Source organism: Janthinobacterium sp. BJB401 (assembly GCF_013372745.1).
GTDB classification, from domain to species: domain Bacteria; phylum Pseudomonadota; class Gammaproteobacteria; order Burkholderiales; family Burkholderiaceae_D; genus Janthinobacterium; species Janthinobacterium rivuli.
This window is the reverse complement of the sequence record NZ_JABXFH010000056.1, coordinates 18413-34642: the sequence shown is the minus strand read 5'-3', so window position 1 is coordinate 34642 and position 16230 is coordinate 18413. Positions and strand designations below refer to the sequence as shown.

The 16230-nt window shown below is 63.0% G+C and carries 17 protein-coding genes, 1 tRNA gene and 1 pseudogene; 9 read left to right on the top strand and 10 right to left on the bottom strand.

What is annotated here, in order from left to right:
- The 8 genes and pseudogenes from HWE17_RS25125 to HWE17_RS25090 all read left to right on the top strand — a co-directional run.
- Positions 1–900 (top strand): annotated as a pseudogene (locus tag HWE17_RS25125) (pilus assembly protein TadE); the annotation flags it as partial.
- Positions 897–1379, top strand: a complete 483-nt coding sequence (locus HWE17_RS25120; protein WP_099401213.1) for a TadE/TadG family type IV pilus assembly protein — start codon at positions 897–899, stop codon at positions 1377–1379. The pseudogene HWE17_RS25125 and the gene HWE17_RS25120, both read left to right, overlap by 4 nt.
- A complete protein-coding gene (locus HWE17_RS25115; RefSeq protein WP_176390663.1) occupies positions 1369–1977 on the top strand; it encodes a TadE/TadG family type IV pilus assembly protein in 609 nt (202 codons plus the stop codon). Before HWE17_RS25120 ends, HWE17_RS25115 begins: the two co-directional genes overlap by 11 nt.
- Before the next feature lie 52 nt (positions 1978–2029).
- Positions 2030–3199, top strand: a complete 1170-nt coding sequence (locus tag HWE17_RS25110; RefSeq protein ID WP_176390662.1) for an AAA family ATPase — start codon at positions 2030–2032, stop codon at positions 3197–3199.
- 50 nt (positions 3200–3249) lie between these two features.
- Positions 3250–4596, top strand: a complete 1347-nt coding sequence (locus tag HWE17_RS25105; RefSeq protein ID WP_081922835.1) for a CpaF family protein — start codon at positions 3250–3252, stop codon at positions 4594–4596.
- Between the two features lie 8 nt (positions 4597–4604).
- Positions 4605–5582 carry a type II secretion system F family protein gene (locus HWE17_RS25100; RefSeq protein ID WP_099401214.1) on the top strand — a complete coding sequence of 326 codons (978 nt, stop codon included), beginning with the start codon at positions 4605–4607 and terminating at the stop codon, positions 5580–5582.
- A 13-nt stretch (positions 5583–5595) separates the two neighbouring features.
- Entirely contained in the window at positions 5596–6534 is a 939-nt protein-coding gene (locus tag HWE17_RS25095) for a type II secretion system F family protein (RefSeq protein ID WP_176390661.1), read from the top strand.
- Positions 6535–6545: 11 nt separating this feature from the next.
- Entirely contained in the window at positions 6546–7628 is a 1083-nt protein-coding gene (locus HWE17_RS25090) for a LytR C-terminal domain-containing protein (protein ID WP_176390660.1), read from the top strand.
- A 66-nt stretch (positions 7629–7694) separates the two neighbouring features.
- Here HWE17_RS25090 and HWE17_RS25085 read toward each other — a convergent pair whose 3' ends face one another.
- On the bottom strand, positions 7695–8681 hold the full coding sequence (locus HWE17_RS25085) for an EDSAP-1 family PEP-CTERM protein (protein ID WP_176390659.1): 987 nt from the start codon (positions 8679–8681) through the stop codon (positions 7695–7697).
- 364 nt (positions 8682–9045) lie between these two features.
- On the opposite strand from HWE17_RS25085, the gene HWE17_RS25080 reads away from it, so the two are divergent.
- Positions 9046–9357, top strand: coding sequence for a hypothetical protein (locus tag HWE17_RS25080; protein WP_099401218.1), 312 nt, complete (start codon positions 9046–9048; stop codon positions 9355–9357).
- A 15-nt stretch (positions 9358–9372) separates the two neighbouring features.
- Here the strand turns inward: HWE17_RS25080 and HWE17_RS25075 are convergent, their stop codons facing one another.
- From HWE17_RS25075 to petA, 9 genes are all read right to left on the bottom strand, one after another.
- Positions 9373–9579, bottom strand: coding sequence for a dodecin (locus tag HWE17_RS25075; RefSeq protein WP_034753599.1), 207 nt, complete (start codon positions 9577–9579; stop codon positions 9373–9375).
- A gap of 133 nt (positions 9580–9712) precedes the next feature.
- Positions 9713–11059, bottom strand: a complete 1347-nt coding sequence (locus tag HWE17_RS25070; protein ID WP_176390658.1) for a type II toxin-antitoxin system HipA family toxin — start codon at positions 11057–11059, stop codon at positions 9713–9715.
- Positions 11060–11061: 2 nt separating this feature from the next.
- Positions 11062–11325 carry a helix-turn-helix domain-containing protein gene (locus HWE17_RS25065; RefSeq protein ID WP_176390657.1) on the bottom strand — a complete coding sequence of 88 codons (264 nt, stop codon included), beginning with the start codon at positions 11323–11325 and terminating at the stop codon, positions 11062–11064.
- A gap of 237 nt (positions 11326–11562) precedes the next feature.
- A tRNA-Thr gene (locus HWE17_RS25060) sits at positions 11563–11638 on the bottom strand.
- A 26-nt stretch (positions 11639–11664) separates the two neighbouring features.
- The gene (locus tag HWE17_RS25055) at positions 11665–12177 is read right to left on the bottom strand and encodes a ClpXP protease specificity-enhancing factor (RefSeq protein ID WP_099401221.1); all 513 of its coding nucleotides are present in this window, start codon (positions 12175–12177) and stop codon (positions 11665–11667) included.
- Positions 12178–12296: 119 nt separating this feature from the next.
- Positions 12297–12908, bottom strand: coding sequence for a glutathione S-transferase N-terminal domain-containing protein (locus HWE17_RS25050; protein ID WP_010394154.1), 612 nt, complete (start codon positions 12906–12908; stop codon positions 12297–12299).
- A 120-nt stretch (positions 12909–13028) separates the two neighbouring features.
- Entirely contained in the window at positions 13029–13793 is a 765-nt protein-coding gene (locus HWE17_RS25045; protein WP_035823818.1) for a cytochrome c1, read from the bottom strand.
- Positions 13794–13829: 36 nt separating this feature from the next.
- Positions 13830–15242 (bottom strand): cytochrome bc complex cytochrome b subunit, encoded by a 1413-nt coding sequence (locus tag HWE17_RS25040; RefSeq protein WP_176390656.1) that lies wholly within the window; start codon positions 15240–15242, stop codon positions 13830–13832.
- 2 nt (positions 15243–15244) lie between these two features.
- Positions 15245–15853 carry a ubiquinol-cytochrome c reductase iron-sulfur subunit gene (petA, locus tag HWE17_RS25035; RefSeq protein ID WP_176390655.1) on the bottom strand — a complete coding sequence of 203 codons (609 nt, stop codon included), beginning with the start codon at positions 15851–15853 and terminating at the stop codon, positions 15245–15247.
- Positions 15854–16230 lie beyond the last annotated feature (377 nt).

Sequence of the window (16230 nt, the reverse complement as noted above, 5' to 3'; positions counted from 1 at the left end):
TCGGCCAGCGCGGCCAGCCCGCGCACGAATGCGGCACTGCTGCCGGCCGTCGAGTTGCTGGAATATGGCTTTCGCCGCGGCGTGGCGTATAACCTGTTGAAACTCAATCCGCATGGCGCCACGGCCGAACATTTCGTGCTCAATCCGCTGGGCCAGCCGGGCGTGGTGGGAGTGTCGCAGCAGGTCGGCGAAGCGAGCGTGCTGCCGTTTGTCTGCAGCGGCACGGTGCAGTATCCGCGCATCGGCAGCGCCCAGGTGCACGTGCACCGGCCGTTTCCCGCCGCGCTGTGGACGGCCTTCAATGCGCGCTTCAACCAGCATGCGGGCAGCGGCTGCCATGCCGTCACGGCGCCGCCCGACACGAATATCCGCGCCTATCCGAATACGGCCGCGAGCTGGTGGATGACCAACGCGCCCGATGCGCCGAGCGCCCTGAGCACGGGCAATCCGCTGCTGTCCGTGGCCGATCCGGAATCGAACGCGACGCCGCCCGCCGTCGGCAGTTACGGGCCGCTGTGGTCGTTTTCCAGGGCGGCCAGGTACAGCAACCCGAAGCCGGCCGGCGGTTATCTGCCGTTTGCCACCAGCGACTGGCCCAAGCTGTATCCGGCCAGCCCGGCCGCGCCGGCCGCCAAGTCCGGCTACCCTGCCACGCCGCCCTACCAGACGCTGGGCTTCCAGACGGCGCCGACCGGCAACACGGGCGTGGCGCAGCGCCGCCTGCTGCACATTGCGCTGCTGGCCTGTCCCGTGCCGGCCGGCGGCGACGTGCTGGCGCAGGTGCGCGGCATCGGCCGCTTCTTCATGACGGCGCCGGCCAGCAATGGCGTATTGAGCGCCGAATTTGCCGGCCTGGTGGAAGAGGGCACGCTGGCCGGTCCCGCGGAGCTGCTGCGATGAAGCCGCCCTGCCGCGCCGCGCGCCGCCAGGGCGGCGTCGCCGCCATCGAGCTGGCACTGATCCTGCTGTTTTTCATGGCGCTGCTGCCCTTCGTGCTGCTGTTCGGCCGCGCGCTGCTGGTGTACACGGCACTGCAAAAAAGCGCGCACGATGCGGCGCGCTACATGGCGACGATGCCGCTGCCGCAGATGGGCAAGTTCGATACGGCGAGCCTGGGCGCCGCGCTGGCGCGCGAGATGGTGGCCGAAGCGATGGCCGAAAGCTGGCCGGACATCAACCCCGCATGGGTCAATGTGGATTGCGTGTACGCCGACGATTCCTATGCCTGCGGCAGCTACGCGACGGCGCCGCTGCAGGTGCGCATCAAGGTCACCGCCGACATGCCGGTGGATTTCCTGCCTGCGCTGACCCGCAAGTGGCTGCCGCAACTGGCGCCGATCCCGCTGCGGGCCAACGCGACCTTGCGCTATGTGCATTGACCCGCACCGTCGCCGGCAGCGTCAGCGCGGCGTTTTCGCCGTCGAATTCGCCATGCTGGCGCTGCTGTTCTTCCTGTTCCTGTTCGCCATGCTGGAAATGGCGCGCGCCGTGTACGTGTGGAACATGGTGCATGAGATTACCCGGCGCGCGGCGCGCGCCGCCGCCGTCACTGATTTCAGCAATGCCGGCGCCTTGCAGGCCGTGCGCACGCAAGCCGTGCTGCGCGCTACGCCGGGCACGCTGCCGCTGGGTGGCGGCATCGGCGACGCGCATGTGCGCATCGATTATTTGTCGGAAAGCGCGGGCGGCGTCGCGCTGGCGGCCGTGCCGGTGACGGTGCTGCCGGGGTGCCCGCAGCGCAACCGCATCAATTGCCTGGACGATCCGCATGGCGCCAGCTGCATCCGCTTCGTGCGCGCGCGCCTGTGCCAGCCCGGCGACGGCGCGCGCTGCGAGCGTGTGCCCTACCGGCCCGTGCTGCCGCTGCTGGGGATGATGTTTCCCTCCGGCGCAGGGGCCATACGTTTGCCCAGCGGGACCACCATGGCGGTGGCCGAGTCGCTGGGCTATCCGGACAATCCCGGCTTTTGTCCATGAGCGCCAAGCCGCCGGCGCAGCCGAATGTAGTGCATTGAATGAAGGAGGCGTGATGAAAGCCTTGATGATTACCCGTGACGCCAGCTTGCACGATGAAATCGCGGCGCAAGGCGCGGCCCGCATGCCCGTGCTGCGGCTGCTGGAGCGGCGCAGCGGCCTGCGCGACGCCGTCGAGCGCATGCTGCCCGAAGCGCCGGAACTGGTGATCGTCGATGCCAGCGGCATCGATGCCAACGAAGCCGACCTGCTCGAGCGCCTGGCGCGCCAGTATCCGCTGGCCGTGCTGATGCTGCTCACGCGCGGCCAGCAGCAGGATGTGCTGATCCGCGCCATGCGCGCCGGCATGCGCGAAGTGCTGCAGCTGCCGCTGGTGCACAAGGCCTTCCACGAGGCGATGGACCGGGTCGATATCCAGGCCGGCGTGACGCAGATGCGCGACGGTAAAGTGCTCGCTTTCATCTCGTGCAAGGGCGGCAGCGGCGCGACGTTTTTGTCGACGAATTTTTCGTATGCGCTGGCCAGCCTGGCCGGCTGCAAGGTGCTGCTGATCGACTTGCACGGCCAGTTCGGCGACGCCACTTTATATGTGTCGGACCAGAAGCCGGCCATGACCCTGTCCGACATCTGCGCGCAGATCGCGCGCATGGATGGCGCCTTTCTCGCTTCGTGCCTGGTGCACGTGACGCCGAACTTCGGCGTGCTGGCGGCGGCCGACGACCCCGCGCACAAGGTCGACATGCAGCCCGAGCACATGGACCGCATCCTGGCCGTGGCGCGCCAGCACTACGACTACATCGTGCTCGACGTGGGGCGCCAGATCGATGCGCTGTCGCTGCGCGCGCTCGACAACGCCGACGCCATCTATCCGGTGCTGCAGCTGGCCCTGCCCGACATCCGCGACGGGCGCCGCCTGCTCGACATTTTCCGCTCGCTCGGCTATCCGGGCGAGCGCCTGCGCCTGATCGTCAACCGCTATGAAAAGGGCGGGCGATTGCGTCTGGCGGATCTGGAGCAGGCGCTGGGCGCCGAAGTGGTGCACACGGTGCCCAACGATTACATTGCCGCCACCGACTCCGTCAACCAGGGCATTCCGCTGCTGCAGCTGTCGCGCACCAGCGCCGTGGCGCGCAGCCTGGCCGAGCTGGTGGAACTGGTGACGGCGCGCCGCGTGACGGAAAGCCGCGGCCTGTTCGACCGTTTGTTCAGCCGCAGCGAGTCCTAGGACCGCAATCGATGTCAAGGCTCCCGCCGGGAGCCATCATGGGAGCCAAGATGACTTTACGCGAACGCCTGGCGGCGAATGAAACGGTGCGCCCCGCCACCAATGCACAAGGCGCGCTGGCGCTGCACGCCTACCAGGAACTCAAAAAGACCATGCACCAGACGATACTCGACCGTATCGACCTGGAACGCTTGAAACGCCTGACGGCGGAGCAGTTCAAGCACGAGCTGGCGCTGCTGGTGCAGCGCGTGATCGAGGAAGAGCGCATCGTCCTGAACCAGCACGAGCGGCATAGCCTGGTGCTCGACATCCAGCACGAGATGTTGGGCTTTGGCCCGCTCGAACCCTTGCTGGCCGATGCCAGCGTGTCCGATATCCTCGTCAATACCTGCGACAAGGTGTACGTGGAGCGGGGCGGGCGGCTGCAGCTGACGGACGTGACCTTCCACGACAATGCGCACCTGATGAAGATCATCGAAAAGATCGTCTCGCGCGTGGGCCGGCGTGTCGACGAATCGAGCCCGATGGTCGACGCGCGCCTGCCCGATGGCTCGCGCGTGAATGCCATCATTCCGCCGCTGGCCGTCGATGGCCCGATCCTGTCGATCCGGCGCTTTGCCGTGCAGCCTTTGACGATCGCCAATCTGCTCGATTACAAAAGCCTGACGCCGCCCATGGTGCAGGTGCTGCAGGCGCTGGGGCAGGCCAAGGTCAACATCCTGATCTCGGGCGGCACGGGCAGCGGCAAGACGACCCTGCTCAACGTGCTGTCCGGCTTCATCCCCGGCAGCGAGCGCATCGTCACCATCGAGGATGCGGCCGAACTGGCGCTGCGCCAGCCGCACGTGGTGCGCCTGGAAACGCGTCCGCCGAATATCGAGGGCAAGGGCGAAGTGAGCCAGCGCGCGCTGGTGCGCAATGCGCTGCGCATGCGGCCCGACCGCATCATCCTGGGCGAGGTGCGCGGCGCCGAGGCGCTCGACATGCTGCAGGCGATGAACACGGGCCATGAAGGGTCGCTGGCGACCATCCACTCGAACACGGCGCGCGACGCGCTGGCGCGGCTGGAAAACATGGTCGGCATGGCCAGCGTGAACCTGACGCCGCGCGCCACGCGCCAGCAGATATGTTCGGCCGTGACGGTGGTGATGCAAGTGTCGCGCCTGACGGACGGCGCGCGCAAGCTGGTCAGCCTGCAGGAGGTGACGGGCATGGAGGGCGACATCATCGCCATGCATGAAATCTTCCGCTTCGAGCAGACGGGCGTCGATGCCGACGGCAAGGTGCTCGGTCATTTTTGCGCCACGGGTGTGCGGCCCCGCTTCACGGAACGCCTGCGCATGTTCGGCGCGCCCGTGCCCGATAGTGTTTTTGATCCGGACCGCATCTACGAATAGGAGTCAGCATGGACCTGGTCTTCTACGGCTTTGCCGTGCTGCTGTTCGCCGCCTGCATCCTGATGGTGGAGGGGGTCTGGCTGTGGTGGTCGGGCACGCATGGCAGCGCGGCGCGGCGCATCAACCGGCGCTTGCGGCTGATGGCGGCGCGCGGCGAGGCGGGCGGCGAGCGGGTCTCCATCCTCAAGCAGCGCCGCTATGCGCGCACGCCCGGCCTCGAGCGCTGGCTGCGGCGCCTGCCGCAGGCGGCAAAGCTCGACCACCTGCTGCTGCAATCGGGCTTGTCCTGGTCGGTGGCGCAGTTCCTGGGCGGCGCGGGCGCCTTGCTGCTGCTGGCGCTGCTGTGGCTGGCCATCTGGCCCATGCCGCTGCCGGGCGCCTTGCTGCTGCTGGGCGTGGCCGGCGGCGGGCCGTGCATGGTCGTGCTGCGCGCGCGCGCGGCGCGGCTGAAAAAGATCGAGGCGCAATTGCCGGAAGCGGCCGATTTCCTGGCCCGCGCGCTGCGCGCCGGGCACTCTTTTTCGAATGTGCTGCAGATGGTGGGCGATGAACTCAATGAGCCGATCAGCGGCGAATTCAAGATGGCGCATGAAGAAATCAATTACGGCGTGCCGATGAACGAAGCGCTGCAAAACCTGGCCGCGCGCATTCCGCTGACGGACTTGCGCTACCTCGTCATCGCCGTGCTGGTGCAACGCGAATCGGGCGGCAATCTGGCCGAGGTGCTGGTCAGCATCGCGCGCATCATCCGCGCCCGGCTAAAACTGCTGGGGCAGGTGCGCGTGCTGTCGGCCGAGGGGCGCATGTCGGCTTGGGTGCTGGGCTTGATGCCGGTGGTGATGATCGGTGTCATGGCGCTGGTCAACCCGCAATACATCCGCCTGCTGTGGACCGATCCCAGCGGCATCAAACTGCTGTGGTACGCGGCCGGCATGGTGGCGCTGGGCGTGGTCTGGATGCGCAACGTCATCCGTATCAGGATATAAAACAGGAGGTCGCATGAGCGGTGCACAACTGCTGTTTCTCGTGATCGTCTTTGCCGTGGTGGTGGCGCTGGCCCTGCTGGCATGGGTGATCTTCTTTCCCGGCACCTTGCGCCAGCGCCTGTTCGGTTCCATGGCGCCGGCCGCCAGCGAGGCGGTGACCGACTCTGGCTGGGTGGAGAGGGTGGCGCGCGTGGCGCAGCCGTTCAGCAAGCTGTCGCTGCCGGAAGAGGGCTGGGAGCGCTCGCCGCTGCGCACGCGCTTCATGAACGCGGGCTGGCGCCAGGCCAGCGCGCCGGCCCTGTATTTTGCGGCGAAAACCGTGCTGGCCTTGCTGTTTCCCACCGTGCTGGGCCTGTACGCGGCCAGCGCCATGGCGGCGCAGCTGCGCAGCGTGCTATTGCTGCTGCTGTGCGTCAGCGCCACCGTCGGCTACTACCTGCCCAACCTGGTGCTGGCCAGCACGGCCAAGCGGCGCCAGCGCGACATCTTTGAAAACATCCCCGACGCGCTCGATTTATTGACCGTGTGCGTGGAAGCGGGCCTGAGTCTGGAGCGCGCGCTGGTCAAAGTGTCGGGCGAAATTCATATCAAGAGCGTGGTGCTGGCGCAGGAATTGCAACTGGTGCTGATGGAAATGCGCGCCGGCTTTTCCAAGGAAAAGGCGCTGCGCAACCTGGCTTTGCGCAGCGGCGTGGAAGATGTCGACACCCTGGTTGCCATGCTGATTCAATCGGAACGCTTCGGCACCAGCATGGGCGATTCGCTGCGCGTGCATTCGGAAAACCTGCGCGGCAAGCGCAGCCTGCTGGCCGAGGAGGCGGCAGCCAAGATCGCCCTGAAACTGCTGTTCCCGCTGATCTTTTGCGTCTTTCCCACCCTCATGCTGGTGCTCATGGGGCCGGCCGTGATCGAAGTGTATCGCGTGCTCGTGCCGGCCATGGCCAGCCGCTGAAAGGAGCTACCATGCGCTTGACGATTTCCCGCCTGGCCGCCGCCTGCGCCTGTCTGGGCCTGGCCGCCTGTACCACGCAGCTGGCCCGCGCGCCGCTGCCGCAGTGGCCCGACGCCGATGCCGCCTATGCGGCGGGGCGCCAGTACTTTGACGCGGGCGACCTGCCTGCCGCGCAAGCGGCGTATGAGCAAGCCTTGCGCGCCGCGCCGCGCCACGTGAATGCGCGCAACGGCCTGGCCGTGCTGCATGCGCAGCGCGGTGAACACGATGCGGCGATCGCCCATTGGCTGGCCCTGACGCGGGAGGCCAGTCCGCCGCAGCCGCGGCAGGCGTATTTGTTCAGCAATCTCGGTCACGTCTATTCCCTGAGCGGGCGTGATGCGCAAGCGTTGATGGCGCTGGAACAGGCGTGCCTGCTCGATCCGCTCAATGCGCTGGCCTGGCAGCACTTGGCGCAAGTGCTGGAACGGCTGGGACAGCACGCGCGCGCGGCCGTCATGCGGCGTCAGGCGCAGAGCCTGCAGGAACACGACCTGCGGCGCGACCTGGCCGTCTTGCGCAAGGAGGCGCCGCAGAAGGAAGCGCCTGTAGCCGCGCCGTTGCCGGATGCGCCGGCCATGGCGCGCATCGACATCACGCAAACCGACGGCATGGCGCGCCTGCAGCGCGTGCCGGCCACCGCGCGCGGCGTGCCCGTCGTCACTGCTGTGGCGGAGCGGTCCATGCCGGCTGCCGCCGTGCCCCGTCCGCGCCTGGAAATAGTGAACGGCAATGGCGTGCCCGGCCTGGCCGCCGCGCTGGCGCGCAGCCTGGCCGGCGCTCCCGTGCAGGTGGTGCGTCTGGCCAATGAATCGAGCTTCCAGGTGGCGCGCACGCGCGTCGAATACCGGCCCGCGCAGGAGCAGGCGGCGCGCCAGCTGGCCCGCCAACTGGGGTTGCAGATACAAACCCAGGTGCAGACCCAGGCCGCCGATTGTCCCGCCAGCGAGCTGCGCCTGGTATTGGGGCGCGACCTGAGCGATCCAGCCATGCTGCACCGCTATTATCTGCAGCAGCTGCAACTGGCGCGCCAGGCGCTGGCGCGGCTCGGTTAACAGGGTTTTTGTCGGCATAAAAAACGCGGCGCCTTTGCGGGCGCCGCGTGTTTTTCATGCGGCTGCTTATTTCGGCTGGCGGCGCGTAAAAGCCAGGGCGGCCAGTCCCGCGCCCAGCAGGAACAGGGTGCCCGGTTCCGGTACTTGCAAGGGATCGATGACGACGATGTCGGTGCGCGTGGACTTGGAAAAGTTCAAGGTGTAGCTGCCGGCCGGCAGGGCGAAATTCGAAGTCAGGGAAAACATCGCAAAGCCATTCGTGAAGGCGCGCCCGGTGGCCGGGTCGTTGGTGCCGGCCGTCATGTTCAGGCTGAACGGGTCGAGGCTGCCGACCGTATGGTTGCCGTTGACGTCGCTGCCATTGTTGGCATCGCCATCGGGCGCGAACTGGAAGATCACGCCGTCGGCATTCGCGTTCGACAGGCAGCCCACGGGACTGGAATTATTGCACGAGATATTGAAGATATCCATGATCGACACGCTCGACTTGTCGCCCATGGTCGTCACGCTGGTGCGCAGGTCGCGCCGACCCATGAAGCTGAAGGTGATGAAGCCAGCGCTCGACAGGGTCAGGTTGACGGAGCCGGTGAGCGTGTCGCCAGCCGTGGACGTGGCGGCACCGACCGTGTTGCGTTGTGCTTCCGCAACGGCGCGCACGGTGGAGCCGCCATTGAGCATATTGCCGAAGGCGTGTGCATCGCCGCGGGCGAATTCCAGGGTGGAACTGGGGCTGGGTGCGTAATGATTCTGCGGTAAACCGCCGCAGCCACCGCCCGAACACACTTGCAGCACGTCGGCGTTGGCGGCCGGGCCCGTATTGACGGCGCGCGGATTGACGGCCACGCCACCTTCGAAGAAGGCGCTGTCGCTGGCATTGCGGTTGGCGCCGGCCAGCGACAAGGTGCCGGCACTGGTGGTGATGCGGAAATTGTTCAACTCATTGACGGCCAGGCCGTACGCGCCAGCCTGCGCCTGACCGCTGGCCAGCAGGCTTGCCGCCGCCAGTGCGCCCAGCCAGCCCAGCGTCTTGCTTCGTGTGTGATTGACGTTCATCGCAGCCTCTTATCGTGGTCAGTCTCGGAAAATCCGGGGGATAAAGAATCCAGAATGACTTGCCTGGATTCATCTCGTAGACAGGGATAAGCAGCTTGCGTGCCACACAAAAAAATCATATGGAATCAAACACTTGCGTAAAGCGGACTGAACTGGAAAGGACAAAGTGTAAGAAAGGCCGACGCCAGCCGCCTCAGGTGCCCTGGTGATAACCGATGTGGCCGCCGGCATTGCGCGCCACTTCCTCGCCTTCCGCCAGTTTCTAGTTGGTAATCGTCGTGGCCGCAATGCCGCCGCGGCGCTTGCGCCAGATCAAAGGTGCGGCACAGCGCCTCTTGCCGTTCATTGCCCGGTAAAATAGGCCATGGCAAACAAAACCCCCACCTTCCCCGGCGCGCGCACGGGCCGCGGCCAGGTTCTGGCCGTGCTGCTGTCGAACCGCGACCAGTCCGGCGCCGAACCGCTGCAAGGCCGCGTATCGCTGGCCGCCATCGTCAAGGCGCTGAAACGCAAGTACCACTGGCCGATTGAAACACACAGCTTTCCCGCCAACACGCAGGACGGCCGCGCCAGCTGGGCGACCGTCTACAGCTTGCCGGAAAAGGTCATCGAGACCGCGCTGAACAGCGGCGGCCGCGAGTGGCTGGAAAGCCGGGGAGCGGTTGGACGGCGGTGAATGCGCCGCAGTACGCTATTCGAGCCGGAAGCCGACCTTGAGCGTGACCTGGAAGTGCGCCACCTTGCCATCGACGATATGTCCCCGCGACTCGGTCACTTCATACCAGTCCATATGCTTGACTGTCAGCGCCGCCTTGGCGATGGCATCGCGTATCGCCTGATCGCTGCTCTCGGTCGACGTGCCAACCAGTTCGATCAGCTTGTAAGTGTGTGCGGACATGATATTTCCCCAGGTAGGCAAGCCAGACATCGGGAGCCTGCTTTGCGCAAGCACATGCGCATCTTGCGCCTAAATGTGCCGGACGTCATTGCGCGGTGCAGCAATGCGTCGCGCCAGCCGGAAGTCCTTCCCTTCAGGCTGGCGGCATCCGTTGAAGGACGGCCGCTGAAGCAAGCAGGCCGCCCAGAATTTTGTCGGCTACCTTTTCCGAAAACCCCACAGGCAGTTCGCTGCGGACCTTGTCTACGACCGCGGGCGTGCGTGCAATGAAGTCCTGCAGCAGCGGCTCCGCGCTCACACCGTAGCCGACCTCTTTGGCTGTGCTGTTGAAGTGGCGCCGCTCGATGCCATGCGCCAGGTAGTGCCGGTTGTTACCGAGCAGCGCCATTGCCAACTTGAGCTTGCGTTCGCTCCACTGATTCGGCCCTGGGCCGATAACCGGGTAGGCGGACATCACATCATAGATGGGCGTCAGCTTGAATCGTCCCGCACCAGCGAGGAGCTGGATACTGAAGTTTTTGGCGTGGCCATCCGGCGCACGCAGCATCCAGAACAGCAGTTGGGATGCCATGAGCGTGTGCATATCCGCGGCGCTATCCCGCGATTGCTGCAGCAGGGTGAACATCTGTTTGAGCCCCGGGCCGCCGTCATTTTCATATTTCAGCAGCGGCGATGTTCCAGTGGCCTGGCAAAAGTCTTCTTGAACAAGCCGGAACAGCTGCTTACCGTTGGCCGAGCGCGTGCGGTCGAAGCGCTCGACGACGAGCACGCGTTGCGCGCCAAACGTCGCAATCTCGGCATTGGCCGTGGGCAGTCCGAATTCCTTGAACAGGCGCAGGCACAACCATTCGTTATCGACCGACGTGGTGAAGTCGGCCCGCTTCCCGCCCACCATCCCGATTGGAAGCTTGAAGATGTGTGTCGTCGGCGTGGTGCCGCGCGGCTTCATCCATTTTCCATCCCACCAGAGGAATGCGTCCTTCTCCTGCGCCCCGGCGAGCGAAATGCGGAAGTCGTCGTCGGCGTCATCGACGGCGCCGTGCCGCTCCAGGCTCACCACTTCAAGCAGGTGGCGCTCGATGTCTTCCTCGCTGACGGTGATGCCGTCAACATGAACAAGTTTTTCCGGTGTGGCACCTTCCGGCAGCAGTTGCAAGGCGCCTACGCAGTCCCGGCCAACGGCCGCGAGCAGGTCGAAAGAGTCGAGCGAGCCTGTCTTGAAGCGGGTCGCAACACGCTTACGAATGATGTCGCTGTCCGGCAGCAAGCCCTCGAAGTAGTTCGAGACATTGGCGCCCTTCAGCGGCTCACCGTGCATATTGAACGGCAACGACAGCGAGATGGGGCGACCAAGCCTGGATTGGCGCCAGCCGGCGTCGTACGCCAGTTCGGAGTCCCCATTGGCGTTGATCGTCCAGCGGCCGACGTAGCCGCCATTGGCCCAGAGGTGCAGTGTTTGGCTGTGTGAGCGGCGACCCATGGCTACCACTCCGCCGAGCTGCTGGCCGTGGATGTATCGCGCTCGCCCAAGTACAACTCCAGCTCGAGGGCCGAACACCAGCTCAGCAGCTGCTTGACGCTGATTTCGTCGGCATGGCTTTCGAGGTAGGAGATGCGATTCTGGCTCAAGCCGACATGAGTTGCGATGGCCGCCTGGGTGAGCTTGTGCCGCTTGCGAGTCGATACGAGCAGTTGGCCGAGTTGTGACGCGGTGAGCAGAAGTAGGGAGGTGGGTGCGCAAGACATTTCAAATATCCGCTATTCAGATAAACAAATTTTATCTGATATTCGGATAAAGTCAATATATCTGAATGTCGGATAAATCGAATTTATCTGCATACCGGATATTTCTTGCCGAAGATATGAATGATAAGCATCAGCCATGGACATAGCTTTAGCGGAGGGGGATTGCAGCAAATGTCCCAGAAACGGCAAAGGGTTATAGATAAGATATCTATAACCCTTTGATTTACTGAATATTCTTGGTGCCGACTGCCGGTTTCGAACTGGCCACCTGATGATTACAAATCAACTGCTCTACCAAATGAGCTAAGTCGGCAAAAACTGCGCGTTGCGAATTATACGCTATTTAATGCGTGTCAGGGTCGGGCGGCCGCCTTTTTTTGGTGGCTCGTCGTCGCCTTGTGTGGCGTTGTCGCGTTGTTCGGGGGAGCTGGTCGGTACGGACGACAGGGTCGGGGCGCTGGAGACCGGGGCGATCGCTGGCGGCGGCACGTCGGCGGAGGCCGGGCTGTCCGTCGGTTGCGCGTCGGGGTCATCGTTGCCCAGCACGGGCTCGAAGGCCATGCCCTGGCCGTTTTCGTTGGCGTAGATGGCCATCACGTTGTCGACCGGCACGTAGATTTCGCGCGAGACGCCGCCAAAGCGGGCGTGGAAGCGGATGGCGTCGTTGTCCATCTTCAGGCCACTGGTGGCGCCGAAGCTGATGTTGAGCACGATTTCGCCCTTTTTCACGTATTCCATCGGTACCGTGGTGCGCGAATCGACTTTGACCGCGAGATAAGGCGTGTAGCCGCTGTCGGTGCACCACTCGTAGATGGCGCGCAGCATATAAGGTTTGGTTGAGATTTCAGACATGGTAGGCACTGTGAGGCGGGAGCGCCCCCCATCAAGCATGAGGCGGGCGCACCGGTAATTCAAAAGACTGGCTGCTGACGCAAGATGCCCCGGCAGGCGTTGCCTGCCGGGAATATCTTTTAGCGGCGCATCACTTTCTCGGATGGCGTCAGTGCTTCGATATAGGCCGGACGCGAGAAGATGCGTTCGGCGTATTTCATCAGCGGTGCGGCCGTCTTCGACAGTTCGATGCCGTAGTGGTCCAGGCGCCACAGCAGCGGCGCGACAGCCACGTCGAGCATCGAGAACTCGTCGCCCAGCATGTACTTGTTTTTCAGGAACAGTGGCGCCAGGGTCGTCAGGCGGTCGCGGATTTCCGCGCGTGCCTTGTCGTGGGCCTTGTCGTTGCTCTTGGCGCGTTCGCTTTCCAGCACGTGCACGTGCACGAACAGTTCTTTTTCGAAATTGAACAGCATCAGGCGCGCGCGGGCACGCATCAGCGGATCGGCCGGCATCAGTTGCGGATGCGGGAAGCGCTCATCGATGTACTCGTTGATGATGTTCGATTCATACAGGATCAGTTCGCGTTCGACCAGGATAGGCACCTGGCCGTACGGATTCATGGTCGAAATGTCTTCCGGTTTGTTGAACAGGTCGACGTCGCGCACTTCGAAGTCCATGCCTTTTTCAAACAGGACCAGGCGGCAGCGTTGCGAAAATGGGCAGGTTGTACCCGAATAGAGAACCATCATTTTTTATAGTTCCTTAGAAACAAAGGGGGTGAAGCCGCGAACGGCTCACCCCAGGTCGCTTGTCCACTCATGCGGACAACGCAGAAACAGGCATAAACCGGCCTATGGCCGGCGCCTCACTTATTTGACTTCCTTCCAGAACGACGCGTTAAGGCGCCATGCCAGCAGAGCAAAGACCGACAGGAACAGCAGCACCCACACGCCCAGGCGTTTGCGTGTCTGCTGTGCCGGTTCGGCCATCCACTCCATGTAGCCGACCAGGTCGGCTACCGCATTGTCATACTCGATCTTGTTCAACGTACCTGGCTTGACCTGCTCGAAGCCGGCAAATTTGTGGATCTTCTTGCCAGCGTCGTGCGGATCATTCTCTTCCACGAACTTGGCAGACTGGACACCTTGCAATTCCCATAATACATGCGGCATGGCAACATTCGGCACGACCATGTTGTTCCAGCCGGTCGGACGAGTGTCGTCTTTATAGAACGTACGCAGGTAAGTATACAGGTAGTCGCCGCCTGTGCCAGCGGAAGATGATTTCGCGCGCGAAATTACCGACAAATCCGGCGGTACGACGCCAAAGAAGGCCTTGGCGTCCTGCGGTGCCAGGCTTGTCGTCATCAGGTCGCCGACTTTATCGCCGGAGAACAACAGATTCTGCTTGATCTGGTCTTCCGTCAAGCCCAGGTCTTTCAGGCGGTTGTAGCGCATCGACACGGCGGCGTGGCAATTCAGGCAATAATTGACGAACAATTTGGCGCCATGTTGCAGCGCCGCCATGTTGGTCTGGCGGTCAGGAGCCTTGTCCAGCGGAAAGCCGCCTTCGCTGGCGAGAGCCATGGCAGGCACGAAGGCCAGGATGGCGAGCAGTTTTTTTGCAATCTTCATATGATGTATGTCCTTTGAGCGTGGCGTGAGAGCGGCTTAGTGCGGGTGAAACGTCACACGCGACGGCACGGTCTTGAACTTGCCCATTGCACTCCACCATGGCATCAACAGGAAGAAGCTGAAGTAAATCAGGGTGCACACTTGCGACACGATGGTTTTCGTATCCGTTGGCGCCTGGGTGCCCAGGTAGCCGAGGATCAGGAACGACAGGCCGAAGATGGCGTACACATATTTGTGCCAGGTCGGACGGTAGCGGATCGATTTCACGGGCGAATGGTCGAGCCATGGCAGGAACGCCAGGATCACGACGGAACCGCCGAAGAACACCACGCCCCAGAATTTCGCGTCCAGCACCTGCGGCAGCATGCCGATGATGGCGACGATGGCGATGCCGGCGATGATGGACTTGACGGTCGTCGACAGGCGCGACTTGAGCCAGATGAATACCACGTAGGCGGCCACGACACCCATCAGCACGTACATGAAGTCGGCCGTGGTGGCGCGCAGCACCGAGTAGAACGGCGTGAAGTACCAGGTTGGCGCGATGTGCAGCGGGGTCTTCAGCGAGTCGCCCGGCAGGAAGTTGTTGTATTCCAGGAAATATCCGCCCATTTCCGGCGCGAAGAAGACGACGGCGCTGAAAATGACGAGGAAGATCGATACGCCGAACAGGTCATGCACGGTGTAGTACGGATGCGATGGAATCGAATCGACCGGGTGGCCATCGGCGCCCAGGTTTTCTTTGACTTCGATGCCGTCCGGGTTGCTCGAACCGACTTCATGCAGGGCGATCAAGTGCGCTGCAACCAAGCCCAGCAGTACCAGCGGGATGGCGATCACGTGGAAAGCGAAGAAGCGGTTCAGGGTCGCGTCGGAAACGACATAGTCGCCGCGGATCCACAGCGACAGGTCAGGGCCGATCAGCGGGATGGCGCCAAACAGGTTGACGATCACTTGCGCGCCCCAGTACGACATCTGGCCCCATGGCAGCAGGTAGCCGAAGAACGCTTCGGCCATCAGGCACAGGAAGATGGCGAAACCGAACAACCAGATCAGCTCACGTGGCTTGCGGTACGAGCCGTACAGCAGGCCGCGCGTCATGTGCAGGTAGACGATGATGAAGAAGGCCGAGGCGCCCGTCGAGTGCATGTAGCGCACCAGCCAGCCCCACGGTACTTCGCGCATGATGTACTCGACGGAATTGAAGGCCAGGGCCGCATCCGGTTTGTAGTGCATGGTCAGGAAGATGCCGGTGACGATCTGCAAGACCAGCACCAGCATGGCCAGCGAGCCGAAGATGTACCAGAAATTGAAGTTTTTCGGGGCGTAGTACTTGCCCCATTGGTCGTTCCACAGCTTGGTCAGGGGAAAGCGGTCATCGACCCAGCCCAGCGCTTTTTCGGCGACGGGAGCGTCTGCCGGGAATTTCGTCTCTTTGAAAGCAGCCATGATCAAGCCTCGCCTTTCTCGTCTTTACCTATCAGCAATTTGGTGTCGCTCAGATACATATGACGCGGCACTTGCAGGTTGTCCGGCGCCGGCTTGTTCTTGAACACGCGGCCAGCCATGTCGAAGGTGGAGCCGTGGCAAGGGCACAGGAAGCCGCCTTGCCAGTCATCGGGCAGCGACGGTTGCGGGCCGGGGGTAAATTTCGAGGAAGGAGAGCAGCCCAGGTGGGTGCAGATGCCGACGGCGACGAGAATTTCAGGCTTGATCGAGCGTGCCTCGTTCATGCAGTATTCCGGCGTGAATTCGGCGGGATTGCGCTGCGAATTGGCATCGGCGACCTTGCCATCGGTTTGCTTGAGCGACGCGATCATTTCCGGCGTGCGCTTGAGGATCCAGACCGGCTTGCCGCGCCATTCGACGGTGCGCATTTCGCCGGGTTGCAAGGTGGTGATGTCTACTTCGACCGGCGCGCCAGCCGCTTTCGCGCGCTCCGACGGCTGGAAGGTGCTTACCAAGGCTCCCGCGGTTGCCAATCCAACTACACTGCCCGCCGCGCACGTGGCGACGAGCAAGCCGCGACGGCCTGAATCGACCTGCTTTTCGTTACTCATGCAAACCCCAATCAGTCAAAATGCGAATCTTTATTATGAGTGGCAGCCGCGAAAAACCCGTCGCCGAAGCTCTATCCCACTGATTGCCGCAACCCGCATCTTTGTACGGTAAAGTGGCAACATCCCTGCGGAACTTCGGACTATGGCGCAGCCCGTGCCAGTTTCTTGTTGATTATCCGGAAGTGAAAAAGCCACTTCTGGCAACCGCAAATTATAAGTGAAGCAAACAACGAATAAAACAAAAACGTTGCTTGTACCATAATTTATATACTTTTGCAGGAGGTGGCTAGTTCTTTCGAACTAGATGCGCACGCCTGTGCCGGAATTGGTCTCGCCAACAACCACAAGTTGGTGTCACCAGGAATCAATAGTATGAT